The sequence below is a fragment of the Amycolatopsis aidingensis genome, from assembly GCF_018885265.1.
Taxonomy (GTDB): Bacteria; Actinomycetota; Actinomycetes; order Mycobacteriales; family Pseudonocardiaceae; genus Amycolatopsis; species Amycolatopsis aidingensis.
In genome coordinates, this window is the sequence record NZ_CP076538.1 from 3,428,780 (window position 1) to 3,453,230 (window position 24,451).

General features: G+C 70.5%; 20 protein-coding genes and 1 tRNA gene. 12 read left to right on the forward strand and 9 right to left on the reverse strand.

Features of this window, described 5'->3' with window-relative positions; genetic code table 11:
- Positions 1-347 precede the first annotated feature (347 nt).
- From KOI47_RS15780 to KOI47_RS15795, 4 genes are read left to right on the forward strand one after another with little or no spacing between them, the layout of a single operon-like run.
- Positions 348-1,742: an ABC transporter substrate-binding protein gene (locus KOI47_RS15780; RefSeq protein ID WP_232376766.1), complete on the forward strand. Its 1,395-nt coding sequence runs from the start codon at positions 348-350 to the stop codon at positions 1,740-1,742.
- Positions 1,742-2,677: a carbohydrate ABC transporter permease gene (locus KOI47_RS15785; RefSeq protein WP_216216697.1), complete on the forward strand. Its 936-nt coding sequence runs from the start codon at positions 1,742-1,744 to the stop codon at positions 2,675-2,677. Before KOI47_RS15780 ends, KOI47_RS15785 begins: the two co-directional genes overlap by 1 nt.
- Entirely contained in the window at positions 2,674-3,588 is a 915-nt protein-coding gene (locus KOI47_RS15790) for a carbohydrate ABC transporter permease (protein ID WP_216216698.1), read from the forward strand. The genes KOI47_RS15785 and KOI47_RS15790 overlap by 4 nt, the downstream gene beginning before the upstream one ends.
- Positions 3,588-4,361 (forward strand): inositol monophosphatase family protein, encoded by a 774-nt coding sequence (locus KOI47_RS15795; protein WP_232376767.1) that lies wholly within the window; start codon positions 3,588-3,590, stop codon positions 4,359-4,361. The genes KOI47_RS15790 and KOI47_RS15795 overlap by 1 nt, the downstream gene beginning before the upstream one ends.
- Before the next feature lie 15 nt (positions 4,362-4,376).
- Here KOI47_RS15795 and KOI47_RS36400 read toward each other — a convergent pair whose 3' ends face one another.
- Both KOI47_RS36400 and KOI47_RS36405 read right to left on the reverse strand, forming a co-directional pair.
- Positions 4,377-5,306: a sensor histidine kinase gene (locus tag KOI47_RS36400; RefSeq protein WP_408629939.1), complete on the reverse strand. Its 930-nt coding sequence runs from the start codon at positions 5,304-5,306 to the stop codon at positions 4,377-4,379.
- Positions 5,264-5,854, reverse strand: a complete 591-nt coding sequence (locus KOI47_RS36405) for a GAF domain-containing protein (RefSeq protein WP_408629912.1) — start codon at positions 5,852-5,854, stop codon at positions 5,264-5,266. Before KOI47_RS36405 ends, KOI47_RS36400 begins: the two co-directional genes overlap by 43 nt.
- Before the next feature lie 421 nt (positions 5,855-6,275).
- On the opposite strand from KOI47_RS36405, the gene KOI47_RS15805 reads away from it, so the two are divergent.
- A complete protein-coding gene (locus tag KOI47_RS15805; protein WP_216216700.1) occupies positions 6,276-7,301 on the forward strand; it encodes a hypothetical protein in 1,026 nt (341 codons plus the stop codon).
- A gap of 19 nt (positions 7,302-7,320) precedes the next feature.
- On the opposite strand, the gene aceE is transcribed toward KOI47_RS15805, so the two are convergent.
- On the reverse strand, positions 7,321-10,065 hold the full coding sequence (gene aceE / locus KOI47_RS15810; RefSeq protein WP_216216701.1) for a pyruvate dehydrogenase (acetyl-transferring), homodimeric type: 2,745 nt from the start codon (positions 10,063-10,065) through the stop codon (positions 7,321-7,323).
- Between the two features lie 193 nt (positions 10,066-10,258).
- On the opposite strand from aceE, the gene KOI47_RS15815 reads away from it, so the two are divergent.
- Both KOI47_RS15815 and KOI47_RS15820 read left to right on the forward strand, forming a co-directional pair.
- Complete coding sequence (locus KOI47_RS15815) at positions 10,259-12,049, forward strand: thiamine pyrophosphate-requiring protein (RefSeq protein WP_216216702.1); 1,791 nt, start codon at positions 10,259-10,261, stop codon at positions 12,047-12,049.
- Positions 12,050-12,070: 21 nt separating this feature from the next.
- Positions 12,071-12,487, forward strand: coding sequence for a hypothetical protein (locus KOI47_RS15820; protein ID WP_216216703.1), 417 nt, complete (start codon positions 12,071-12,073; stop codon positions 12,485-12,487).
- 197 nt (positions 12,488-12,684) lie between these two features.
- Here the strand turns inward: KOI47_RS15820 and KOI47_RS15825 are convergent, their stop codons facing one another.
- Positions 12,685-12,900 carry a helix-hairpin-helix domain-containing protein gene (locus KOI47_RS15825; protein WP_216216704.1) on the reverse strand — a complete coding sequence of 72 codons (216 nt, stop codon included), beginning with the start codon at positions 12,898-12,900 and terminating at the stop codon, positions 12,685-12,687.
- 72 nt (positions 12,901-12,972) lie between these two features.
- Positions 12,973-14,220 (reverse strand): HNH endonuclease signature motif containing protein, encoded by a 1,248-nt coding sequence (locus KOI47_RS15830; RefSeq protein ID WP_216216705.1) that lies wholly within the window; start codon positions 14,218-14,220, stop codon positions 12,973-12,975.
- Positions 14,221-14,372: 152 nt separating this feature from the next.
- Here KOI47_RS15830 and KOI47_RS15835 point away from each other — a divergent pair, with 152 nt between their 5' ends.
- Both KOI47_RS15835 and KOI47_RS15840 read left to right on the forward strand, forming a co-directional pair.
- Positions 14,373-14,591 carry a Rho termination factor N-terminal domain-containing protein gene (locus KOI47_RS15835; RefSeq protein ID WP_232376768.1) on the forward strand — a complete coding sequence of 73 codons (219 nt, stop codon included), beginning with the start codon at positions 14,373-14,375 and terminating at the stop codon, positions 14,589-14,591.
- Positions 14,592-14,677: 86 nt separating this feature from the next.
- Positions 14,678-15,019, forward strand: coding sequence for an anti-sigma factor antagonist (locus KOI47_RS15840; protein WP_216216707.1), 342 nt, complete (start codon positions 14,678-14,680; stop codon positions 15,017-15,019).
- Positions 15,020-15,025: 6 nt separating this feature from the next.
- Here KOI47_RS15840 and selD read toward each other — a convergent pair whose 3' ends face one another.
- Positions 15,026-16,018: a selenide, water dikinase SelD gene (gene selD, locus KOI47_RS15845; RefSeq protein WP_216216708.1), complete on the reverse strand. Its 993-nt coding sequence runs from the start codon at positions 16,016-16,018 to the stop codon at positions 15,026-15,028.
- Between the two features lie 81 nt (positions 16,019-16,099).
- Here selD and KOI47_RS15850 point away from each other — a divergent pair.
- The 3 genes from KOI47_RS15850 (at position 16,100) to selB (ending at position 19,246) form a co-directional block, all read left to right on the forward strand.
- Positions 16,100-16,194, forward strand: a tRNA-Sec gene (locus KOI47_RS15850).
- Positions 16,195-16,211: 17 nt separating this feature from the next.
- Positions 16,212-17,504 carry an L-seryl-tRNA(Sec) selenium transferase gene (selA, locus tag KOI47_RS15855; RefSeq protein WP_216216709.1) on the forward strand — a complete coding sequence of 431 codons (1,293 nt, stop codon included), beginning with the start codon at positions 16,212-16,214 and terminating at the stop codon, positions 17,502-17,504.
- Positions 17,492-19,246 carry a selenocysteine-specific translation elongation factor gene (gene selB / locus KOI47_RS15860; RefSeq protein ID WP_216216710.1) on the forward strand — a complete coding sequence of 585 codons (1,755 nt, stop codon included), beginning with the start codon at positions 17,492-17,494 and terminating at the stop codon, positions 19,244-19,246. Before selA ends, selB begins: the two co-directional genes overlap by 13 nt.
- A gap of 69 nt (positions 19,247-19,315) precedes the next feature.
- Here the strand turns inward: selB and nrfD are convergent, their stop codons facing one another.
- Genes nrfD through fdh form a run of 3 tightly spaced genes read right to left on the reverse strand, consistent with a single transcriptional unit; the run spans position 19,316 to position 24,400 of the window.
- The gene (gene nrfD / locus KOI47_RS15865) at positions 19,316-20,242 is read right to left on the reverse strand and encodes an NrfD/PsrC family molybdoenzyme membrane anchor subunit (RefSeq protein WP_216216711.1); all 927 of its coding nucleotides are present in this window, start codon (positions 20,240-20,242) and stop codon (positions 19,316-19,318) included.
- Between the two features lie 2 nt (positions 20,243-20,244).
- Positions 20,245-21,141 carry a 4Fe-4S dicluster domain-containing protein gene (locus KOI47_RS15870; RefSeq protein WP_408629940.1) on the reverse strand — a complete coding sequence of 299 codons (897 nt, stop codon included), beginning with the start codon at positions 21,139-21,141 and terminating at the stop codon, positions 20,245-20,247.
- Positions 21,142-21,151: 10 nt separating this feature from the next.
- Entirely contained in the window at positions 21,152-24,400 is a 3,249-nt protein-coding gene (gene fdh, locus KOI47_RS15875) for a formate dehydrogenase (RefSeq protein WP_216216713.1), read from the reverse strand.
- Positions 24,401-24,451 lie beyond the last annotated feature (51 nt).

Consider the following 24,451-nt stretch of genomic DNA (forward strand, 5'->3'; position numbering starts at 1 on the left):
ACCACCCAAAGCATCTGTAAGTACTACTGTGTACTTGGTCTCACCTTTGAAAGTCAAGACTTCCGGGTTCCTGGGGATTGCCCCAGTCCGATATCCAGCAGGCTGGGGCGTCAAGTGCGGCGCCGAGTGAACTGCGAGGTGCTCGAGGCTCCGGAGGGATGACCCCTCCGGAGTCCGGGGTCGTGTTTCCACTGTGGACATGCGGAACCGGTGGACGATTAACGGTGAGCCAGGGTCGAGAATCGCTCAGATGAGCACCAAAATTTCGTTATGGCATACCCTCTTGACCGAGTTTGTCCCGCGAAGTTCACTTTCCCCGTCGCTCACATGTACAAGGAAGTGCTCATATGAGCAAGACGGAGGACATCATGGCATTTGGTTTCCGGGGGACGGGACGCCGTCACGTGCTCGGGATCTCCGCCGCGGCCACCGTCGCGCTGCTGGCGAGTTCCTGCGCCGGCGCCGGCGGTGGCGGTGACTCGGGGGGTGAGGGCGCGACCGTGACCATCGCGACGGTCGCCAACCCGCAGATGCAGGACATCGAGAAGCTGACACCCAAGTTCAACGAGCAGCATCCGGACATCAACATCGAGTTCGTGACGCTGCCGGAGAACGAGCTGCGGGACCGCGTCACGCAGGACATCGCGACGCAGGCGGGCCAGTACGACGTGGTCACCATCGGCACCTACGAGACGCCCATCTGGGCGGAGAACGGCTGGCTGACCGGGCTGGACGAGTACGCGAGCCAGGGTGACTACGATGCCGGGGACATCATCGGCCCGGTGCGGGAGGCGCTGTCCTTCGAGGACCAGATGTACGCCGCCCCGTTCTACGGCGAGTCGTCGTTCCTGATGTACCGCAAGGATCTGTTCAAGCAGGCCGGGCTCACCATGCCCGAGCAGCCGACCTGGGAGGACGTCGCCGGTTTCGCCGCGAAGCTGGACGACGACGCGCAGCAGCGGGCCGGGATCTGCCTGCGCGGGCTGCCCGGCTGGGGCGAGGTGCTGGCCCCGCTCAACTCGATGATCCTGACCTACGGCGGCCAGTGGTACGACGAGAACTGGAACGCCAAGCTGGATTCCCCGCAGGTCAAGGAAGCGGTCCAGTTCTATGTGGACCTGGTGCGCGAGCACGGGCAGCCGGGTGCGCCGAACTCCGGCTTCTCCGAGTGCCTGACTTCGATGGCGCAGGGCAACTCCGCCATGTGGTACGACGCCACGGTGGCCGCCGGTTCGCTGGAGGACTCCAGCACCAGCAAGGTGGCTGGCAAGATCGGGTACGCACCGGCGCCGACGGTGCAGACCGACCACGCGGGCTGGCTGTGGGCGTGGTCGCTGGCGATCCCGCAGACCTCGGACGCCAAGGACGCCGCGTGGGAGTTCATCTCCTGGGCGACATCGAAGGAGTACCACCGGCTGGTCGGCGAGGAGCTCGGCTGGACAAGGGTGCCGCCGGGCAGCAGGCTGTCCACCTACGACATCCCGGAGTACCAGGAGGCGGCGGGCCAGTTCGCAGAGCCGACCCTGGACGCGATCCAGAACGTGGACGTCAACCAGCCCGGGGTGCACCCGCAGCCGTGGACCGGGGTGCAGTACGTCGCGATCCCGGAGTTCCAGGATCTGGGGACGAAGGTCTCCCAGGAGATCTCCGCGGCCATCGCGGGTCAGCAGTCCGTTGACGAGGCGCTGGTGAAGGCCCAGCGGTACGCCGAGGAGACCGCCAAGGAGGGCGGGTACAAGTAATGAGTGCCGATCTCGCCACGGCGGCGTCCCTTCCGGGGCGCCGCCGTGCCCCCCGTAAACCCAGCGCGGCGACCCGCTGGAAGCTGCGCGGGCCGCTGCTGCCCGCGCTGGCCATCGTCATCCTGCTGACGCAGATCCCGCTGCTGGTGACGCTCTACTACAGCCTGTTCTCGCAGAACCTGCTGCGCCCTGGATCGACCGAGTTCGTCGGGCTGGACAACTACGCGAAGGTGTTCACCGACGGATTGTTCCGCAACGCGGTGCTCAACACGGTCGTGCTGACCGCGGGCACAGTGCTGTTCTCGATCATATGCGGTACCGCGCTCGCGGTGTTACTGGACAAGAAGTTCTTCGGCCGCAGCATCGTGCGTACCCTGCTGATCACCCCGTTCCTCGTGATGCCGACAGCGGCCGCGCTGCTGTGGAAAACCTCCATGTTCAACGCGGTGTTCGGGATGCTCAACTGGGTGCTGTCCCCGTTCGGCGTGGAGGATCTCGACTGGGTCAGCCAGTTCCCGATGGCCTCGGTCATCCTGGTGCTGACCTGGCAGTGGACCCCGTTCATGATGCTGATCGTGTTGGCCGGCCTGCAGAGCCAGTCGCCGGAGGTGCTCGAGGCCGCCAAGGTGGACGGCGCGGGCGGCTGGGCCACCTTCTGGCAGATCACCATGCCGCACCTGCGGCAGTTCATCGAGCTGGCGATCCTGCTCGGGTCGATCTTCATCGTGCAGACCTTCGACGCGATCTTCATGATCACCCAGGGTGGCCCTGGGCAGGCGACCACCAACCTGCCGTACTTCATCTACCAGCAGACCTTCCGCGCGTTCGATGTCGGCGAGTCGGCCGCGGCCGGGGTCATCGTCGTCGTGGCGACCATCGTGATCGCCACCTTCGCGCTGCGGGTCATCTCCCGCCTGTTCCGAGAGGAGGGATGAGCGTGTCGCATCTGGCACCCGCGTCCCCGCGGCCCGCGACCCGGCGGGATACCGGCTCCGGCACCGGCGGCGCCGGGACCGGTCAGCCCCGGCGCCGCAGGCGCAGGTTCGGCAGCCCATGGCTGGCGCTGCTGGCCTGGGCGGTGGGCCTGATCGTGTTCTTCCCGGTGCTGTGGATGTTCCTCACCGGGTTCAAACAGGAGTCACAGGCCTCCACGGACCCGCCGACGTTCTTCTTCGAGCCGACCCTCGAGCAGTACCGGGCGATCCTCGGCCGGGACTTCGGTCCGTACTTCCTGAACTCACTGAGCGCGACGCTCATCTCCACGGCGCTGGTGATCGTGCTGGGCACCCCGGCGGCCTATGCGCTTTCCCTGGCGAAGATCCCGCGCTGGCGGGACTCGCTGTTCTTCTTCATCTCCACCCGGATGATGCCGGTGGTGGCGATCATCCTGCCGTTGTACATCATCGCGAAGAACCTGAACCTGCTCGACAACGTGACGATGCTGGCGCTGGTCTACACCGTGATGAACCTGCCCATCGCGGTGTGGATGATCCGGTCCTTCCTGATCGAGATCCCCAGCGAGGTGCTGGAGGCCGCCAGGGTGGACGGCGCGTCCCGCACCACCGAGATGCGGCGGATCATCCTCCCGATGATCGCGCCCGGCCTGGCCGCGACCGCGCTGATCTGCTTCATCTTCGCCTGGAACGAGTTCTTCTTCGCGGTCAGCCTGACCGCGACCCAGGCGCCCACCGTGCCGGTGTTCCTGGTCGGCTTCATCACCAGCGAGGGGCTGTTCTGGGCTCGCCTCTCGGCGGCCTCCACCATGGCGGCACTGCCGGTGATCCTTGCCGGCTGGGCCGCGCAGAAATGGCTGGTGCGCGGGCTGTCCCTCGGAGCGGTGAAGTAGTGGGCGAGATCGCAGCGGAACTCCTCCGGACCGCGCTGCTCGCCGGGGAGGCGGCGGGCAGGCAGCTGCGTGCCCGGCAGGCGGGGGTACGGCAGGCCGCCACCAAGTCCAGCCCCACCGACCCGGTCACCGAGGCCGATCATGCCGCCGAGCGGACCGTGGTGAACCTGCTGCGCCGGTGGCGTCCCGAGGACGCCGTACTGGCGGAGGAGGGCACCCTGCTCGCCGGGACGAGCGGGTACCGGTGGGTGATCGACCCGCTGGACGGCACCGTGAACTACCTCTACCAGCGCGCGGGCTGGGCGGTGAGTGTGGCGGTGGAGGACGCCGACGGTGCCGTGGCCGGTGTTGTGGTGGACCCGGTGCTCGGGGAGACCTTCCACGCGGTGCGCGGTGGTGGTGCCTTTCTCGGCGAGCGGCGGCTGCGGGTGAACGATCCGGTTCCGCTGGAGCGGGCGCTGGTCGGTACCGGGTTCTCCTACCACCCGCGGTCAAGGGAACGGCAGGCCAGGCTGGTGACCGGGCTGTTGCCTGCCGTGCGCGACATCCGGCGCACCGGCACCTGCGCCGGGGACCTCTGCGCGCTGGCCGCGGGCAGGGTCGACGCTTTCCTCGAGGACGAGCTTTCGCACTGGGACTGGGCCGCGGGCGCGCTCATTGCCGCCGAGGCCGGGGCGGTGGTCAGCACGCTGCGCCCGGCCGAGGAACGGCACGGGTTGCTGGCCGCGGGCCCGGCCCTGCATACCGGGCTGAGGGAACTGGCCGGCGACTGATTCGCAGGCGGCGGGTCAGGCCAGTGGCGCCGTCCAGACAAGCCGGGTGCCCCCGCCGGGCGGGGCGGTGAGGGTCATGGTCCCGTTCGAGCGGGTGGCGCGCCCGGCAAGGTCGCGCAGCCCACGGTGCCCGGCGTCCGCCGGAATCCCGGTGCCGTCGTCGGTGACCTCCACGGTCAGCTCGTCCGCCGCCGACACCAGGACCGCGACCGCCGTGGCACCGGCGTGCCGGACGGTGTTGGCCAGTGCCTCGCGTACCACGGCCTCGGCGTGCTCGCCCAGCCCGGCCGAGATGACACCGAGGGGGCCGGACATGCGCACGGTGGTCTGCAGGCTGGTTCCGGCCGTGAGCTCGGCGACGGCCTCGTGCAGCTGCCTGCCAAGGTAGCCGCCGCCGGTCTCGCCGTGCAGGTCGAAGATGGCGGAGCGGATCTCGCCGATGATGCTCTGGGCGTCCTCGACCAGCGCGCCGAGCCGCAGCCGCAGGTCCGGATTGCGGGCCCGCTGGCGGGCGCTTTGCAGGCCGAGGCCGAGGGCGAAGAGGCGTTGGATGACGTGGTCGTGCAGGTCGCGGGCGATGCGGTCGCGGTCGCCGAGTACCTGTAGTTCGTGCAGCCTGCGCTGGTCGTCGGCCAGTTGCAGGGCGAGTGCGGCCTGTTCGGCGAAGGCGGCGGCCATGGCCAGCTGCTCCGGGGTGAAGACAGGCTTGCCCGGTCGGCGTACCACGACCAGTACTCCGAAGACCGATTCGGCTGAGGAGCGCAGGGGCAGCACCAGCGCCGGGCCGAACTCGGCGTTGGTGCCGTCGGTGAGCGGGTAGGCCAGTTCGGTGACGCGGCGGGGTGTGGTGTCGCGGAAGGTGGTGCCGGAGGTGGATTCACCGACCGGGATGCGCTTGCCGGTCAGGTCGTGGACGTCCGCGCCCGCGTGGACGGTGATGACCAGCTCGCCGACCTCGGGGCGGGTTGTTCGGGATCCGGGGGCAGCGCGATGAACGTGTAGTCGGCTGCGGTGAGGGCGAGGGCGCGGTTGGCGATGAGGTGCAGGACGTCGGTGGTGTGGGCGGCGGCGAGGAGTTCGGCGCGGATCTCGCTGGTGGCCTCCTGCCATTGCTGGCGTAGCCGGGCCTCTTCGTACAGGCGGGCGTTTTCCACCGCGATCCCGGCCGCGGCGGCCAGCGCCTGTACCACTACCTCGTCGTCCTCGGTGAAGGCCTGCCCGCCGTTCTTTTCGGTGAGGTAGAGGTTGCCGAAGACCTGGTCGCGCACGCGCACCGGGACGCCGAGGAAGCTGTGCATCGGCGGGTGGTGTGCCGGGAACCCGGCCGAGGCCGGATGGTCGGAGATCTCGTCCAGCCGGATCGGTTTGGGCTGCTGGATGAGCAGGCCGAGCAGGCCGTGCCCTTCGGGCAGGTCCCCGATCTGCTGCCGGGTGTGCTCGTCGATGCCCTCGTAGACGAACTCGGCCAGCCCCTCCCCGTCCGGGGCCAGCACCCCAGCGCCCCGTAGCGGCAGTCCACCAGCTCGATCGCGGCATGCACGATCCGGCGCAGGGTCGCATCCAAATCCAGGCCGGGACCGGGCCGCGAGAGCGCGTCCAATTGTGCCGTGACCTGATCCGGTTTGCGGTCGGCAACCATAGCGTAAAGCCTGGCACCGGCGAGGTGCACCGCCAAGACTCATGCCCGGATTGGCGCACCCTTTTCCCGATGTTCGTGGAGATTTTCTACCGCCGAACGGGCGTATTTCGGAATTCTCGGGTAGTGATCTTCGTGGTGTTGACAGGGAACGGGTGGGCAAGGATAGTGAAATCATTGACTACTGGGGTCATGTTCGAACGGCGAAAGCCCGCCCATTGTGGGCGGCTGCCGGAATCCGTTTCCCGATTTCGTCGGATATCAGAAGGGACATGCGAATGCGAATCGTGGCTGGCGTGATCGCGACGCTGGCGGTGACCGCGGGCCTGGCCACCGCGGCCCCGGCCGCCGTGGCGGCCGAGCGAACCGCCGCGTACGCGATCAACGACGGCGGGGTCGTCATCGGTAGCGTCGGTTACCAGGCGGCCCGGTGGGATGCCGATGGCACCCGCGGTCTACTGGAGACCCTTCCGAACAGCATCGTCACCCACGCCAACGGGATCAACGACGCCGGGGTGATCGTCGGCACCGACTTCGTCGGCGACCAGGATCAGGTGGCGGTGCGCTGGGACGCCGATGGCACGATCAACGAGCTGGGTGGGCACAGCTCGGTCTACAGCGCGGCCCACGCCGTGAACGACAACGGGGTGGTCGTCGGTGACATCGCCGGTTTCACCTCGGGTTCCGCGGTGCGCTGGGACCGCGCGGGCAGGCTGACCAGGTTGGACACCCCATCCGGCTACGACCGGGCCACCGCGCGGGCGGTGAACGACGCGGGCACCGTCGCCGGATACCTGCGGGTGGACGGCTCCGGACCCGGCACCGCCCGGACCCAGGCGGTGCGGTGGAGCGACACCGGTGCCGCCACGATCCTGCCCGGGCTGCCCGGCGGTGGCAGCAGCTATGCCTTGGGTATCAGCAGGGACGGCACCGTGATCGGCGAGGCCGAGGGCGCGGACGGCAACGGGCACGCGGTGCGCTGGGATGCCGCCGGCACGCTGACCCGGCTGGCCACCCTCCCCGGTGACACCGTGAGCTCGGCCTCGGCGATCAACGAGGACGGGGTGACCGTCGGCTACACCACCACCCCGGACCGCGCCAGCCTGCACCCGGTGCGCTGGGACCGGGACGGTTCGGTGCACGCGCTGGCCACCTTGCCGGGCGGCGGCTCGGGCGTGGCCGAGGGGATCAACGACCACGGGGTGATCGTCGGCTACGACACGGGCAGTGCCGGAACCACGGCCGTGCGCTGGGACGCCGATGGCACCATCAGCAGGCTCGGCGGGAGCACCGCACCCCGGTGACCACTCGCGCGGGCGGGACTCAGGCGTCGAGCCGGTAGCGCCGGATCGCCTCTCGCGGTGTCCCGTCCGCGCTGCCGCTGTCGTCGTCGCCGCGCATCGCGAGCACGGCGACGGCGATCGACTCGGCGTCGATGTGGAAATGCCTGCGCAGGGCGCTTCGTAGGTCGGAACGGCCGAAGCCGTCGGTGCCGAGGGAGAGGTAGTCGTTTGCCAGCCAGGGCGCGATCTGGTCCGGCACGGCTCGCATGAAGTCGCTGACCGCGATCACCGGCCCTGGCTGCTCGCGCAGGGCGCTGGTGACGTAGGGGATCCGGCGCGGCTGGTCCGGATGCAGCAGGTTCCACTCGTCGCACTCCATGGCCTCGCGGCGCAGCTCGCTCCAGGAGGTCGCCGACCAGACGTCGGCCGCGACGCCCCAGTCCTCGGCCAGCAGGCGCTGCGCCTCAAGTGCCAGGGGCATGGCCACCCCGGAGGCCAGGATCTGGGCCCGCGGCGCTTCGCCCTCGACCGGGGCACGCCGGTAGCGGTACAGGCCACGCAGGATCCCGCGCTCCAGTTCGCCGCGCTCGGACTCGGGCGTCTCCGCGGGCTGCTGGTACGGCTCGTTGTACACGGTGAGGTAGTAGAAGACGTCCTCGCCATCGGGATGCCGTTCGGTCGAGCCGTACATCCGGGCCAGCCCGTCCCGGACGATATGCGCGATCTCGAAACCCCAGGCGGGGTCGTAGTGCACGCAGGCCGGGTTGGTGGAAGCCAGCAGGGGTGAGTGCCCGTCCTGGTGTTGCAGGCCCTCGCCGTTGAGCGTGGTGCGGCCCGCGGTGGCTCCGATCAGGAAGCCGCGCCCCAGCTGGTCGCCCATCGCCCAGATGAAGTCGCCGGTGCGCTGGAAGCCGAACATGGAGTAGAAGACGTAGACCGGGATCATGGGTTCGCCGTGGGTGGCGTAGGAGGTGCCCGCCGCGATGGCGGAGCCCATGCCGCCCGCCTCGCTGATGCCCTCGTGCAGCAGCTGGCCGCTGCTGGATTCCCGCCAGGACAGCAACATCTCCCGGTCCACCGAGTCGTAGCTCATCCCGGCGGGCGAGTAGATCCGGCACTTCGGGAACAGGGAGTCCATCCCGAAGGTGCGTGCCTCGTCCGGGATGATCGGCACGATCCGGGGACCGACCTCGGGGTCCTTCAGCAGTTCCTGCAGCAGCCGGACGAAAGCCATGGTGGTCGCCACCGGGCTCGAGCCGGAACCGCGGCGCAGACCCTGGTACGCCTGCTCGCCCGGCAGGGTCAGCCGCCGCGGCCGGACCGACCGGCGGGGCAAGGGCCCGCCGAGCTCGCGCCTGCGCCGCCGGAGGTACTCCAGCTCCGCGGAGTCCTCGCCGGGGTGGCAGTACGGCGGCAGTTCGGCGTCCAGCTCGGCATCGGAGATCGGCAGGCGCAGCCGGTCCCGGAAGGTCTCCAGTTCCTCGCCGGTCAGCTTCTTCATCTGGTGCGTGGCGTTGCGTGCCTCGAAGTCCGGCCCGAGCGTCCACCCTTTGATGGTGTGCGCCAGGATGACCGTCGGCTGGCCGGTGTGCTCCCGCGCGGCGCGGAAGGCGGCATAGACCTTGCGGTAGTCGTGGCCGCCCCGGGACAGCCGTTCCAGGTCGGTGTCGGAGTGGTCCGCGATCAGGTCGCGCAGCCGCGGGTCGTCGAAGAAGTGTTCCCGGATGTACCCGCCGGATTCCGCGGAGTAGGTCTGGAACTGCCCGTCCGGAGTGGTGTTCATCCTGTCCAGCAGCACTCCTTCGGTGTCCATGGCGAGCAGGGGATCCCAGTCACGGCCCCAGACCACCTTGAGTACGTTCCAGCCCGCGCCGCGGAAGTGCGCCTCCAGTTCCTGGATGATCTTGCCGTTTCCCCGTACCGGCCCATCGAGCTGCTGCAGGTTGCAGTTGATTACGAAGGTCAGGTTGTCCAGCTGCTCGCGGGCGGCCACCCCGATCTGCCCGATCGACTCCGGTTCGGCCATCTCGCCGTCGCCGAGGAAGGCCCACACGTGCGAGTCCCCGGTGTCGCGGATGCCGCGGTCGCGCAGGTACCGGTTGAACCGGGCCTGGTAGATCGCGTTGCTGGGGCCAAGGCCCATGGTGACGGTCGGGTACTCCCAGAAGTCCGGCATCAGCCGCGGGTGCGGGTAGGACGGCAGCCCGCCGCCCGGATGGGAGAGCTCCTGCCGGAACCCGTCGAGCTGATCCTCGCTCAGCCGCCCCTCCAGGTAGGCCCGGGCGTAGATCCCCGGGGAGGCGTGCCCCTGGATGAACACCTGGTCCCCGGAGCCGTCCTCGCCTCGACCGCGGAAGAAGTGGTTGAACCCGACCTCGTACAGGCTGGCCGCCGAGGCGTAGGTCGCGATATGCCCGCCGACCCCGATTCCGGGCCGGTTCGCCCTGGCCACCATGATCGCCGCGTTCCACCGGATGTAGGCGCGGATGCGGCGCTCCAGATGCTCGTCCCCTGGGAACTCCGGCTCGTGCTCCGGCGGGATGGTGTTCACGTAGTCGGTGCTGCGCAGCCCGGGAACGCCGACCTGGCGGGTCCTGGCCCGCTCCAGCAGCCTGAGCATCAGGTAACGGGCCCTGGTCGTGCCGTGGGTGTCCACCACCCCGTCCAGGGACTCCACCCACTCCGCGGTCTCGGCGGGGTCGGTGTCCGGCAGCTGACTGGGCAGCCCGTCGCTGATGATCGGGTAACCGGTGCTTGCCGACTCCCGGTGACTCACCGCATTCACCTCGGCTTGCTCGGGCGGGTCGGTACGCGACCCCGCGGTCTCTGGTCGATGATCGTTTGTCTCCCGGGCTACCGGGTGCCCGCCCTGGCGGTCGGTGAAACCGGCACGGTTCGGGCCGACGCGGAGCGGGATTGGACCCGGCGCGTGGCGGGTAGCCGCAGTCGAGTGCCCACCATGCCCGAGGAGGACAGACATGCCCGAGACGGTCGGCGACCACCTGCTGCGACGGCTCCGCGAATGGGGGGTCGAGCAGGTGTTCGGGTATCCCGGCGACGGGATCAACGGGATCGTGGCCGCCTTCGGCGCGGCGGACAACCGGCCCCGGTTCATCCAGGCCAGGCACGAGGAGATGGCCGCCTTCCAGGCGGTCGGTTACGCCAAGTTCAGTGGCCGGTGCGGGGTATGCATGGCCACCTCCGGCCCCGGCGCGGTGCACCTGCTGAACGGGCTGTACGACGCCAAGCTGGACCACGTGCCGGTGGTGGCGATCGTGGGGCAGGTGGCGCGCAGCGCGATGGGCGGCAGCTACCAGCAGGAGGTGGACCTGCAGGCCCTGTTCAAGGACGTCGCCGCGGAGTATCTCGTCGAGGTGAACGTGCCGGAGCAGTTGCCGAACGCGCTGGACCGCGCCATCCGCACCGCCGAGGCACGGCGGGCACCAACCGCGGTGATCATTCCAGCGGATCTGCAGGAGCAGGAGTACACGCCACCGCAGCACGAGTTCAAGCAGGTGCCCTCCAGCCCGCCGTCCTCCGCAAGGGCCGTGGTGACCCCGCCCGAGGACGAGCTCGCCCGCGCGGCCGAGGTGCTGAACGCGGGGGAGCGGGTCGCCATCCTGGCCGGGCAGGGCGCCCGCAACGCGGCCGAGGAACTGGCCCAGGTCGCCGACCTCACCGGGGCCGGGGTGGCCAAGGCCCTGCTCGGTAAGGACGTGCTGCCCGACGACCTGCCGTACGTCACCGGCGCCATCGGGCTGCTCGGTACCCGGCCCAGTTACGAGCTGATGCGGGACTGCGACACCCTGCTCATCGTCGGCTCCAACCTGCCGTACTCCCAGTTCCTTCCGGACTTCGACCAGGCGCGGGGAGTGCAGATCGACATCGACGGCTCGATGATCGGCATGCGGTTCCCCACCGAAGTGAACCTGGTGGGCGAGGCCAAGGGCACGTTGCGGGCGCTGTTCCCGCTGCTGGAGCACAAGGACCCCGGCACCTGGCGGGACACCATCAAGGGCAATATCGCCTCCTGGTGGGAGACCATGGAGCAGCAGGCGAACCTGGAGGCGCACCCGGTGAACCCGATCCGGGTGGTGCACGAGCTGTCCCCGCGGATCCCCGAGGACGCCATGGTCACCGCCGATTCGGGTTCCTCCACCAACTGGTACGCGAGGAACCTGCGGATGCGCGGCCGGATGCGCGGTTCGCTTTCCGGGACCCTGGCGACCATGGGACCCGGCGTGCCCTACGCCATCGGCGCCAAGTTCGCCTTCCCGGACCGGCCCGCGGTGGCGCTGGTCGGCGACGGTGCCATGCAGATGAACGGGCTGGCCGAGCTGCTCACCATCGCCCGGTACAGTCCGTTGTGGACCGATCCGCGCCTGGTGGTGTGCGTGTTCCACAACAACGACCTGAACCAGGTGACCTGGGAGCTGCGCGCCATGGTGGGTGCGCCCAAGTTCGAGGAGTCGCAGAACATCCCGGATGTGTCCTACGCGGACTTCGCCCGTGGGCTCGGGCTGGAAGCGGTCGCGGTGGACTCCCCGGACCAGCTCGGCGCGGCCTGGGAGCGGGTGCTCGCGGCGGACCGTCCGGCCGTGCTCGACGTGTACTGCGACGCCGAGGTGCCGCCGATTCCGCCGCACGCCACCTTCGAGCAGCTGAAGTCCACTACGGAAGCGCTGTTGAAGGGCGACCCGAACGCCTGGCACGTACTGGTGCAGGGAGCAAAGACCAAGGCACAGGAGTTCCTGCCGAGCCGGAGCTGACCGGGCCCCGAGGAGAGCGATATGGCATGGATCCGGCGTAACCCATGGGTGACTGCCGCCGTGGCGGGCCTGTTGCTGGGCGGCGCACTGACCGCGACGGGCATCGGGTCCGGCGCGTCGGGCCCGGTGTGGGTGGGGATGCCACTGGCGCTGCTGGTGTTCCTGCTGTGGCCGCTCGTCGGGCGGATACGGTCCCGGGTGGAAGCGGCGGAGGACATGGCTCTGAACGAGCGGTCCGGCTCCGCCAGGGCGCTCGGCGGCCGACCCGATCCGCTGGCGCCCGACCAGCACAGCACCACCGGCACGACCCCGAACGGGATATTCGTCGGCAGGGTGGCCGGCGAGGACACCGGCGCCACCGGGATCACCGGCGCCGAGCGCAGGGCCCAGGCCCGCGACGAACCGGAGCGCCGGGACGGGCAGCCCGGCCGGGGGTAGTGCCGTGAACAGGTTCCGCCGGTGGCGCTGGTAGAACAAGATCGGCAGGAGTCCAATATCGTGCCGATCTTGCAGGAGCGCGCTGCCCGTGCCATGCCCGCCGAGTACGTCGAGTGGATCGCAGGGCGGCGGGCACGGCGCTGCCGCATGGCGTGGCCGGACCGGCAGAGCGGAACGCGGTAACCGGCGGCCGGGCGCTACCGAGTGGCGAAGGCGAGGCCCCTGGCGGCCAGCTCCTCCTCGAGGATCCGGATCGCCTTGGGTCCCACGCCATGGATCCGCAGCAGCTCCGCGGAGGACACGCCGGTCAGCTGGTCGTACCGGGTGTACCCGTGCAGCGCCAGCTCGCGCCGGGCGACCCTGCCGATGCCGTGCGGGAACTCCGTCGGTTCGGCGGCATCCTGAGTCGGCATTCCGATCCTTCCTGGTTGCCTGTCCTGGGACCGGGAAATCATATCCGGTACCAGGCGTGCGCCATTCGGGTTTCATGCGTCCTTACCTTGGCGGTGGAGGAGGTTGCGTCTGGGTCTTCGCTCCGGGTCCAGAAACGCGGGTGGGATGAACTCGGGTAGTCCGTTGCGTATGCGGACTTGCCAGTCGGTGTGGTGGATGAGGTTGTGGTGGTACCAGCACAGCAGGGCCAGGTTGTATAGCGCGGTGGGTCCTCCGTGAGCCCAGTGGATCACGTGACGGGCCTGGCATTGTTTGGGTTTCCGGCGGCAGCCGGGGAAGGTGCATCCGCGGTCCCGCAAAATCAAAGCCCTGCGGATGGCCAGCGGCACCGCGCGTGTGCGTTGTCCGATGTCGAGGATTTCGCCTTTGCTGCCCAGGACGGCGGGCACGAGGTAGGAGTCGCAGGCCATCCGCCGGATTTGGGCGGCGGAGTAGGACTCCTGCCCGTGCAGCAGCCCGTATCCGGTGCCGTGCTTCAAGTCTTCGAGGGTGATGGTCACCATGACGGTGAAGGGTTCGCCCGCCTCGGTGGGCCCTTCCTCCGGGCACCCCGCTGCCACGCGCAGCACGTCGGCGAACGCGTCCCCCTGGCGTTGGTACTTGCTGCGCCGGTCGGGTTCGTCTGTGGTGCTGGCGGGTTTGGCGCGGGGTTCGATCAGCCCGGTGAGTACCGCGGCGGTTTCGGCGTCGAGGTCGAAGGTGCCGCGGAGTCGTCCGCCGCGGGTTTCGCGCCAGTCCAGGGAGCGTTCCGGCCGGGCCAGCTCCTCCTCCGTGGGTGGGGTGCCGTCCTGGTCCAGCCGCGCCAGAATTTCTTTACCCAGCGCGGTGACGGTGTGGGGTTCGTACTCCCGCGCGGCCTTGGTCAGCAGCGCCTCGGCATGTTCCCGGTCGGGCAGGCTGACCGGCTGGGGGAACCGGGCCACGGTGGCGCGGATGGTCTCGATGTGTTCCGGCCCGATTACGCCCTCGGCCGCGGCGGCGCCCACTTCGGGCAGGTCGGGTTCCAGGGGTATGCCACCGGGTCCGTAGCGCCGCACCACCGCCCGCGCCTGGGCCACCCGTTGGCGGGCGTCATACGGGTTGACCCGCAGCATTTCTCGCGTCAACGTCGGCAGGTCGCGATACCCCTTCTGGCTCGCGGTGTCGCGGCCGTCCAACTCGGCCAGGACCGCCAGCTCCCGGGCATACAGAGCCCGCCGCTGCTGTTCGAGGTCGCCCAGCGCGGTCAGGAGTTCCTCCTCGCTCATGCGGGAGGTGTCGATGCCGAAGGTCCTGGTCACAACCCCAGACTACCGTGCTATCGACCACATGTTCGATACACGATCGGGTGATGGTGCAGGGGTTGGATGTTGGGCGACTCCGGTTTGAGCAGCCGGGGTAGGGGTAACCCGGTGGGGCGAAGGCCGATCTCCATGCCCTGCGAGGAGGAATGATGCCGAGTGCACCCAGGCGGTCCCCGGCGACGGCGCAACGGAACTGGATCGAGGCGCACAACTCGGCGGAGCGCGTGGATGCCTCGGCCGGCAAGGAGGCCCTGTACCGGCAGGCCGCCCGGCTGGGCGTTCGCGGACGGTCTTCGATGACCAAGCAGCAACTGGTCGATGCCCTGCGACGTGCGAACACGCGCGGCACGGCCACGGCGCGCACGTGACAGAGCGGCCGCCCCACTGTCCGTCAACCGTAGGCGAGAGGAACGAACCAGTGCTGATCAATACTATTTCGGCGCAGGGTGACCTCGTGGTTCAGCGTGCGTGGCTGGACGCGATCTCCGTTGTCCGGGTCGACGGCGAGATCGATCTCGGCAATGCCGAGGTGCTGGAAGGGCCGATCGAGGAAGCGTTGTCGGCACGGCCGGAAGGCCTGATCGTCGACCTGACCGAGGTCCGGTTCTTCGGCTCTTCCGGTCTGTCCCGGCTGGTGGACGCGGCCGAGCGGTCCGAGGCGACCGGCGCGCTCATGTCGGTGGTCTCCACCCGCCGCGAGGTGCTACGCCCGATCCGCGCCACCGGGCTTTCCGGCTACCTGCGGGTTCGTTCCTCGGTCAGCGAGGCCGCGCGCGACCTGGTGGCCACCCGGTAGGCGCGGTCAGCGGACCACGACGGTGTGCGGGCCGGAGGGGGTCAGCTCACCGATGACCGCAGCGCCGGGGATCTCACCGGCGACCAGTAGCCCGCCCGAGGTCTGCGCGTCGGCCAGCAGTAGGGCCTCCTGTTCACCAATCGCGTCCAGGTCGGCGTGCGGCCGAACCCAGTCCAGATTGCGGCGGGTGCCACCGCTGACGTACCCGTCGCGTACCGCATCCCTTGCGCCGTCCACATAGGATACCGCGGCAGCGTTCACCGTGGCCGTCACCCCGCTGGCCCGTGCCAGCTTGTGCAGGTGACCGAGCAGGCCGAAGCCGGTGACATCGGTGGCGCACCGGATTCCGGATGCCACCGCCGTGGCGGCCGCGTCCGCGTTCAGGGCCGTCATCGTGGCGATCGCCGCCTCGAACCGTTCCCCGGTGGCCTTGTGCCGGGTGTTCAGCACGCCGATGCCGAGCGGTTTGGTCAGCGACAGCGGGAGTCCCGGGCAGCCGGCATCGTTGCGCAGCAACCGTTCCGGGTCGGCCGTGCCGGTGACGGCGAGGCCGTACTTCGGTTCCGGGTCGTCCACGCTGTGCCCGCCTGCCAGGTGGCAACCCGCCTGCGTACAGGAGTCCACCCCGCCGCGCAGGGTCTCGGTGGCCAGTTCGAGCGGAAGTACCTCACGCGGCCAGCCGAGCAGGTTCACCGCCACCACCGGGATTCCGCCCATCGCGTAGACGTCGGAGAGCGCGTTGGCGGCGGCGATCCGGCCCCAGTCATAGGGATCGTCGACCACCGGGGTGAAGAAGTCGGTGGTGGCGATGACCGCGAGGTCGTCGCGGACCCGCACGGCCGCCGCGTCGTCCCCGGCCTCCAGCCCGACGAGCAACTCGCCTGCGGGCAGCTGGGGCCGGTTGCCGCCGAGGCTGCTCACCATCTCCTCCAGTTCTCCTGGCGGGATCTTGCAGGCACAGCCGCCACCGTGCGCGTACTGGGTCAGCCGGTAGGTCATGTCTCCATGCTCCTCGCCCCCATCCGGGTGGCAAAGCGCGGCGTGCCTTGCGAGGATGGGCGAATGGCTGGCGCGGGACAGGGAGGCGTATCCGGCCTGGTGGTCGGCGCGGTCTTCAAAACCGTTGAGTGGCGGGCACCGTCGCTGGCGGGTTCGATTCCCGTCCGCCTCCGCCAGCGCGGCGGGTGGCGGGATGACTGACCCTCGCCGCCGTATCCCGGCCACGGACACGGTGCTTGCCAGACCGGAGTTCATCACCGCCGAGCGTGCGCTGGGCCGCGCGCTGGTCCGGTCGGCGGTGACCCGGGCGCAGGAACGGGCCAGGGCCGGGGAAATCGAGCCGGAAATGGTGGCAGAGTCCGCGTTGGCCGCGTTGCCGCGCACGGCGGCGGGTCTGCGGCCGGTGATCAACGCCACCGGCGTCGTGGTGCATACCAATCTGGGGCGGGCGCCGCTGTCGGGATCGGCGCGGGAGGCCGTGGCCGATGCGTGCGGGGCAACCGATGTGGAGTTCGACCTGGCCAGCGGGCAGCGGGCGCGGCGCGGTCGTGGGGCGCTGGCAGCGTTGGCCGAGGCAGTGCCCGCGGCGGGTGCGGTGCATGTGGTGAACAACAACGCCGCCGCACTGCTGCTGTGCGCGCTGGTGCTCGCACCGGGTAAGGAGATCGTGCTCAGCAGGGGCGAACTGGTGGAGATCGGGGACGGTTTCCGGATCCCGGAGCTGCTGGCCGGTGCCGGGGCCAGGCTGCGTGAGGTCGGTACGACCAACCGCACCACGGCGGCGGACTACGCGACGGCCATCGGCCCGGACACCGGTTTCCTGCTGAAGGTGCACCCCTCGAACTTCCGGATCACCGGGTTCACCGGCGCGGTGCAGGTGGCGGAGCTGGCCGGGCTCGGCGTCCCGGTGGTGGCCGATATCGGGTCCGGGCTGCTCGCCCCGCATCCCACGTTGCCGGAGGAACCGGACGCCGCAGGCATGCTGCGGGCAGGGGCGAGCCTGGTGACGGCGAGTGCCGACAAGCTGCTCGGCGGCCCGCAGGCCGGCCTGCTGCTGGGGGAGGCCGCCCTCATCGAGCGGCTGCGCAGGCACCCGGTGGCCCGCGCCCTGCGGGTGGACAAGCTGACCCTGGCCGCGCTGGAGGCGACCCTGCGTGGCCCGTGGCCCCCGGTGCGGCGCGCCCTGGAGGCCGAGGTGGCGACGGTGCGGGCCCGGGCAGAGCGGATCGCGGCGGCTCTGGCCGCGGACGGCATCGAGGCCGAGGTGACCCCGGCACGCGCCGCGGTCGGCGGTGGTGGGGCTCCGGGGGTGGAGCTGCCGAGTGCGGCGCTGAGCCTCCCGCCTGGCTGTGCCGAGCGGCTGCGTACCGGGCAGCCGCCGGTGGTGGGCAGGGTGGAGCGCGGCCGTTGCCTGCTGGACCTGCGCACGGTCGATCCGGAGGAGGACGAGGCGCTCACCGAGGCGGTACGCCGATGTACGTGGTAGCCACGGCGGGACACGTCGATCATGGCAAGTCCACTCTGGTGCACCGGCTCACCGGCACCTGGCCGGACCGGCTGGCCGAGGAGAACCGGCGCGGGCTCACCATCGAGCTGGGGTTCGCCTGGACCGAGGTGCCAGCGGGCAGGCTCGCGTTCGTCGATGTTCCCGGCCACCAGCGATTCGTGCCGAACATGCTGGCCGGGATCGGCCCGGTGGTCGCGGTGCTGTTCGTGGTGGCCGCCGACGAGGGCTGGATGGCGCAGTCGGCGGAGCATCTGGCCGCACTGGACGCGCTCGGTGTGCGGCACGGCCTGCTGGCGGTGACCAAATCGGACCGTGCCGATCCCGGCCCGGTGGCCGAGGCCGCCCGCGAACAGCTGGCGGGCACCAGCCTCGGCGCGGTGACGGCGGTGGCGGTCAGCGGGCGCACCGGCGAGGGACTCCCGCGGCTGCGCGCCGAGCTGGACGCGCTGGCGCGCGGGCTGCCCGAACCGGACCGCACCGCCGATGTCCGCCTGTGGGTGGACCGCGCGTTCACCGTACGGGGCGCGGGCACCGTGGTGACCGGAACGTTGCCGCAGGGCACGATCGAGGTCGGCGACGAACTCCTCGTCGCGGGCGAGGCGCAGCGGGTGCGGGTGCGCGGCCTGCAGTCGCTTGGCACCGAGGTGGGCTCCGCCACGGCCGTGGCGCGGGTGGCGGTCAACCTACGCGGCATCGATCCGGCCGCGGTCGGCAGGGGAGCGGCCCTGCTGACGCCCGGCGCCTGGCTGACGACCGACGAGCTGGACGTACGGCTGCGCGGGGACGAGCCGGCCTGGCTGCCCCGCGAGGTCATGCTGCACGTGGGTTCGGCCGCGATACCGGCCAGGGTCCGCGCACTTGGCAGGACCACCGCGCGGCTGTCCCTGCGCACCGGGCTGCCGCTGCGGGTTGGCGATGTCGGACTGCTGCGCGACCCGGGGCGGCACCGTATCGCCGCCGGGGCCGAGGTACTGGACATCCGCCCGCCCTCGCTACACCGCCGGGGCGCCGCCAGGGCACGGGCGCAGGAGCTCGCGCATGCCGATGCCACGGATCTGGCCGAGGCGACGCTGCGGCGTCGTGGTTTCGTGCCGGCCGGACAGCTGCGCGCGATGGGGCTGCCCGCCACCGCCGGGATGGTCCGGCACGACTGGGTCGCCGACCCCTCGCTGTGGTCCGCGCTGCCCGCCAGGGCCCGTCGGCAGATGGCCGAGTGGCAGCGGGCGAACCCGCTGGCCCCAGGGATGCCCGCCGAGGCGCTGCGCGAGCGGCTCGGGTTGCCCGCGGCGCGGCTGCTGCCGGAGGCGCTCATCGGCACCGGGCTGACCCTCCGGGACGGCCTGGTGCACGACCCATCGGCCGCGCCGCTGCCCCCCGCGGTGCGGCGCGCGGTGGAGGTGCTGGAACAGCGGCTAGCCGACCAGCCCTTCCGCGCCCCGGAGGCGGGCGAGCTCGCCGAACTCGGCCTCGGCGCCAGGGAGCTCGCGGCCGCGGTGCGCGCGGGCAGGCTGACCCGGATCGGAGACGGCATCGTGCTCGGCCCCGGCGTCGTGGCCAAGGCTCTCGGTGTGCTCGCCGGGCTGTCCCAGCCGTTCACCGTCAGCCAGGCCCGCAAAGCACTGGACACCACCCGGCGAGTCGCCATCCCCCTGCTGGAACACCTCGACGTCCACGGCCACACCGAGCACCTCCCGGACCACACCCGCCGGGTAATGCCCTGAACGCCACGTTCGAGACGTCAGACGTCTCAAAAGTGCCGTTCGCGACGTCTGATGTCCGGAAAGCCACGTTCAGGGCTCTTCGGCGCGGATGCGCTGACGCTGGGGGATGACGGTGTACTTCGGGTCGGCGGCCGATGCCTGGCCCGCCTTGAACACGCCCCATTTGGTGCAGGCCGACGCCGCGAGCAGGGCCGCGCCGCCCAGGCCGCGCAGGAGCCGGCTGCGGCGCCCGAGCGCCGCGCAGGCCACGCCGGCGACGGACAGCGCATCGCCCGCCCGTACCAGCCTGCCCGCGCCGCCACCGCGGTAGGGCTCCGCCACCATGCCGAGGCGCCGTTCCATCCGGCGGAACGCGGCCAGCTCCAGCGCCGTGCCCGCGACCGCGAGATTGCGGGCCGGGGCCACCGCCCTGGCCGGGGCCGCCAGCAGGCCGAGGCCCGCGGCCGCCACGGCGCCCGAACCCACGAAGAGGTAGGGCAGCTCGCGGTGACCCTCATGCCATGCGGGGACCGCGGTGTCGCTGAGCAGCGCGGCCGTGTAGGCGGCCAGCGCCGGCCCGGTCAGCGCCGCGCCCGCGGTGGCCGCGGCACCGATCCTGGGCAGCTTCCCGCTGACCGCGGACAGCGCGGACACTCCGGCCAGCGGCCCGTAGCCGGTGAGGATCCAGGAGCCGATGTTCATTGGCGAGCTCGGCTTGAACACGCGCAGCATGTTCAGGAACCGTTCCGGCCGCCCGAGGTCGTGTACCAGCGCGCCGACCGACAGGGTCACCGCGCCGAGCGCGCCGGTCTTGGCCACGGTGGCCACCCCGTGCCTGCCTGCGCGGTGATAGCCGGCGGCGAGCACCGAGGACGCCCCGGCCAGGCCGCCGAGGAAGAGGTAGCCCGGGATGTCCGGGGTCTTCCACACCGGTGGGTTCAGCACCGGGGTGCCGTAGTAGGAGGTGAACTCGGTGTCCGGCACCACGGGTTGCTCCCCGCCCCTGCGGCCCGCCATGCTCAGCCCCTGCCCGTGCCGAGAAAGGCCGCGGCCGTGCCGGCCAGCAGCGCGGCGGCGGCGCCCGCGACATGCCGCCACATCCGGGGCAGGTCCCGGGTGGTGACCACCGGGTCCGGTGGCAGGCCGTACACCTCCGGTTCGTCCAGCAGCAGGAAGAACGCGCCGTCGCCGCCGACACCGTCGTCCGGGTCGGCCCCGTAGAGCCGGGCGTCGGCCACCCCGGCCTCGTGCAGCTCCTCCACCCGCCTGCCCGCGCGCTCGCGCAGTTCCTCCAGGGGTCCGAACTGGATCGAGTCGGTGGGACAGGCCTTGGCGCAGGCCGGTTCCAGCCCGTCGCCGAGCCGGTCGTAGCACAGGGTGCACTTCCAGGCCCTGCCGTCCTCCTTGCGCTGGTCGATCACCCCGTACGGACAGGCCGGAATGCAGTAGCCGCAACCATTGCAGATGTCCTCCTGCACCACGACCGCGCCGAACTCGGTGCGGAACAAGGAACCGGTGGGACAGACGTCCAGGCAGGCGGCATGCGTGCAGTGCTTGCACACGTCCGAGGACATCAGCCAGCGGAAGTCCTCTCCGGTGGAGGTGCCGCGCTCGGCCATGGTGAACACGTCCTGGTCCTGGTGCAGCCCGGGATCGGGGCGGGTGACCGGCTTGTTCTGCTCGATGAACGCCACATGCCGCCAGGTGTTGGCGCCGAGGCCACCGGTGTTGTCGTAGGACATCCCGGTCAGGTCGAGGCCCTCGGCCGGGATGGCGTTCCACTCCTTGCAGGCGACCTCGCAGGCCTTGCAGCCGATGCACACCGAGGTGTCGGTGAAGAACCCCATCCGCGGCGGATGGTCGGGGTAGCCGCTGTCCCCGGCCGGATCGGCAGGCTGTGCCCGGGTGGTCCGCATGCTGGTCATCTCACACCTCGGTTCCGGTCTCGTCGGTGATGCCGGCCCGGCGCTGGTAATCCCGCACGAACTCCACCCGTGCGGGGCCCCTCGGGCGCCTGCCCGGCCGGATATCGCAGGTCAGCGCCTTGACCTCCTGGATGTGCGTGTTCGGGTCCAGTGCCAGGGATGCCAGCTCGTTGGCGGCGTCCCCGGCGCTCAGGCCGTTCGGCCCCCAGTGGTAAGGCACGCCGACCTGGTGCAGGATCCGGCCGCCCACCCGCAACGGCGGCATCCGGTCGGTGACCAGCACCCTCGCCTCGATGGCGGTGCGGGCCGTCACGATCGTCGCCCAGCCAAGGTGCGCCAGGCCGCGCTCGCCTGCCAGCTCGGGGGAGACCTCGCAGAACAGCTCGGGCTGCAACTCGGAGAGATAGGGCTGCCACCGCGACATCCCGCCCGCGGTGTGGTGCTCGGTGAGCCGGTAGGTGGTCAGCACGAACGGGAAGACCTCGGCACCGGGTTCCCTTCCGCTGGGCTGGAACCGGTTCGCCCGGTGCCGCAGGAGCTGCCGCACCGGGTTGCTCTGCTGCCCGTACAGCGGGTTCGGGAACGGGGACTCGTGCGGTTCGTAGTGTGTGGGCAGCGGCCCGTCGGTGAGCCCGGCGGGTACGTACAGCCAGGCCTTGCCGTCGGCCTGCATGATGAAGGCGTCGGTGCCGCGCAGCGCGTCCGGCCCGGTGGCACCCTGCTCGGGCTGGAAGTCCGGCGGCTTGGTGGCCTTGAAGTCCGGGACGTCGTGCCCGGTCCACCTGCCCTGCTCGGCGTCCCACCACACGTACGCCTTGCGCGGGCTCCACGGCCTGCCGTCCGGGTCGGCGGAGGCGCGGTTGTACAGGATGCGCCGGTTCAGCGGCCAGGCCCAGGCCCATTCGCCCGCGACCCAGTCCTGCTCGCTGCCGGGCTTGCGCCGGGCGGCCTGGTTCACCCCTTCGGCGTAGACGCCGCAGTAGATCCAGCAACCGCAGGCGGTGGAACCATCCTTCGCGAGCTGTTCGTAGCTGGACAGCGGTTGCCCGTCCGCGTCCCAGCCGTTGATCTCGGCGAGCACGGCTTCGGCGTCCGGTTCGGCGGTTTCCCCGGTGGTGGGGTAGTCCCAGGTCAGCTCCAGCACCGGCCGGTCCCGGTCGGCGGCCCGCGCGGCCAGCTTCTCCCGGATCCGGCGGCCGAGATGGTAGGTGAACCACAGGTCGCTGCGGGCGTCCCCGGCCGGTTCCACGGCCTGGTGGTGCCATTGCAGCATCCGCTGGGTGTTGGTGAAGCTGCCCTCCTTCTCGGTGTGCGCGGCCGCGGGCAGGAAGAACACCTCGGTGCCGATGTCCTCGGTGCGCAGCTCGCCGGTCTCGATCTCCGGCCCGTCCCGCCACCAGGTCGCGCTCTCGATCAGCGAGAAGTCCCTGACCACCAGCCAGTTCAGGTTGGCCATGCCCAGTCGCTGCAGCTTCGCGTTGGCCGAGCCGACGGCCGGGTTCTCGCCCATCAGGAAGTAGCCGTCGCAGGTGCCCTCCAGCTGCGCCAGCACCGTCTCGTAGGTGCTGTGGCTGCCGGTCAGCCGGGGCAGATGGTCGAAGCAGAACTCGCTGTCCGCCGTCGCGGCCTGGCCCCACCATGCCTTCAGCAGGCTGACCAGGTAGGACTCCATATTGCCCCAGTAGCCCTTGCGCGTGGACTCGGCCTGGATGAAGGTCGCCAGGTCCACATTGGTGTGCGCGTGCGGCATGGGAATGTAGCCAGGCAACAGGTTGAACAGGGTCGGGATGTCCGTGGACCCCTGGATGGAGGCATGCCCGCGCAGCGCCAGGATGCCGCCGCCCGGCCTGCCGATATTGCCCAGCAGCGCCTGCAGGATGCCCGCGGTGCGGATGTACTGCACGCCCACCGTGTGCTGGGTCCAGCCGACCGCGTAGGCGAAGGCGCTGGTGCGCTCCCGCCCGGAGTTCTCAGCCAGCGCCTCGCACACTCGCAGGAACGTCTCCCGCGGTACTCCGCAGGTCTCCTCGACCCGCTCCGGGGTGTACCTGGCGAAGTGCCGTTTGAGGATCTGGAACACGCACCGGGGATGCCGCAGGGTCTCGTCGGTCACCGGTTCGGTGCCGATCTCCGCGCCCCCGGAGCCGTGTGCCTCGCCACGCCCGGACTCGCGCACCCGGCCGCGGGTACGGGACTCCCACAGCAGGTCCCGCTTGCCGGAGGCGGCCTGCACCTCGGCGCCCTCGTACTGCCAGGTCCGCACGTCGTAGCTACGGCTGTCGCGGTCCAGCCCGGAGAAGACGCCGTCCAGCTCGTCGGTCCCGGCGAACTCCTCGTTCACGATGGTCGCGGCGTTGGTGTAGGCCAGCATGTACTCGCGGAAGTACTTCTCGTTCTCCAGCACGTAGTTGACGATGCCGCCGAGGAAGGCGATATCGGAGCCCGCGCGCAGTGGCACGTGCATATCCGCCAGCGCGCTGGTGCGGGTGAACCGCGGGTCCACGTGGATCACCTTCGCCCCGCGTGCCTTGGCCTCCATCACCCACTGGAACCCGACCGGATGGCATTCGGCCATATTGGAACCCTGGATGACGATGCAGTCGGCGTTCGCCAGGTCCTGCTGGAAGGTCGTCGCGCCACCGCGACCGAAGGAGGTTCCCAGACTGGGAACCGTCGAGGAGTGTCAAACGCGCGCCTGGTTCTCGATCTGCACCGCGCCGAGCGCGGTGAACAGCTTCTTGATCAGGTAGTTCTCCTCGTTGTCCAGGGTCGCGCCGCCGAGGCTGGCGAAGCCGAGGGTGCGTCGCGTGCGCAGCCCTTCGACCTCCTCCTGCCAGCCGCGGTCCCGGCTGGCGATCACCCGGTCGGCGATCATGTCCATCGCGGTGTCCAGGTCGAGGGACTCCCACTCGGTGCCGTACGGGCGCCGGTAACGCACCCGGTGCTCGCGCGCGGAACCGGTGGTCAGCTGCAGGCTGGCGGCGCCTTTGGGGCACAGCCGACCCCTGCTCACCGGCGAGTCCGGATCGCCCTCGATCTGGGTGACCTGCCCGTCCTGCACGTAGACGTTCTGGCCGCAGCCTACGGCGCAGTAGGGGCAGACCGACTTGACAGTGCGCTCGGCGCTACGGGTGCGCGGGGCGAGCCGCTCGCTGCGCTCGCTCTTGGCCGCGGCGCCGCGGCCGGACGGGTCCCGGCCCGCCAGCTGGCGGTACACCGGCCAGCCCTCGATCCACTGCCGTACGCCCATCGGCCGTCCTCCGCAGGTCGCTGTGCCGCCGCCAACCGTAACTACCCCTGG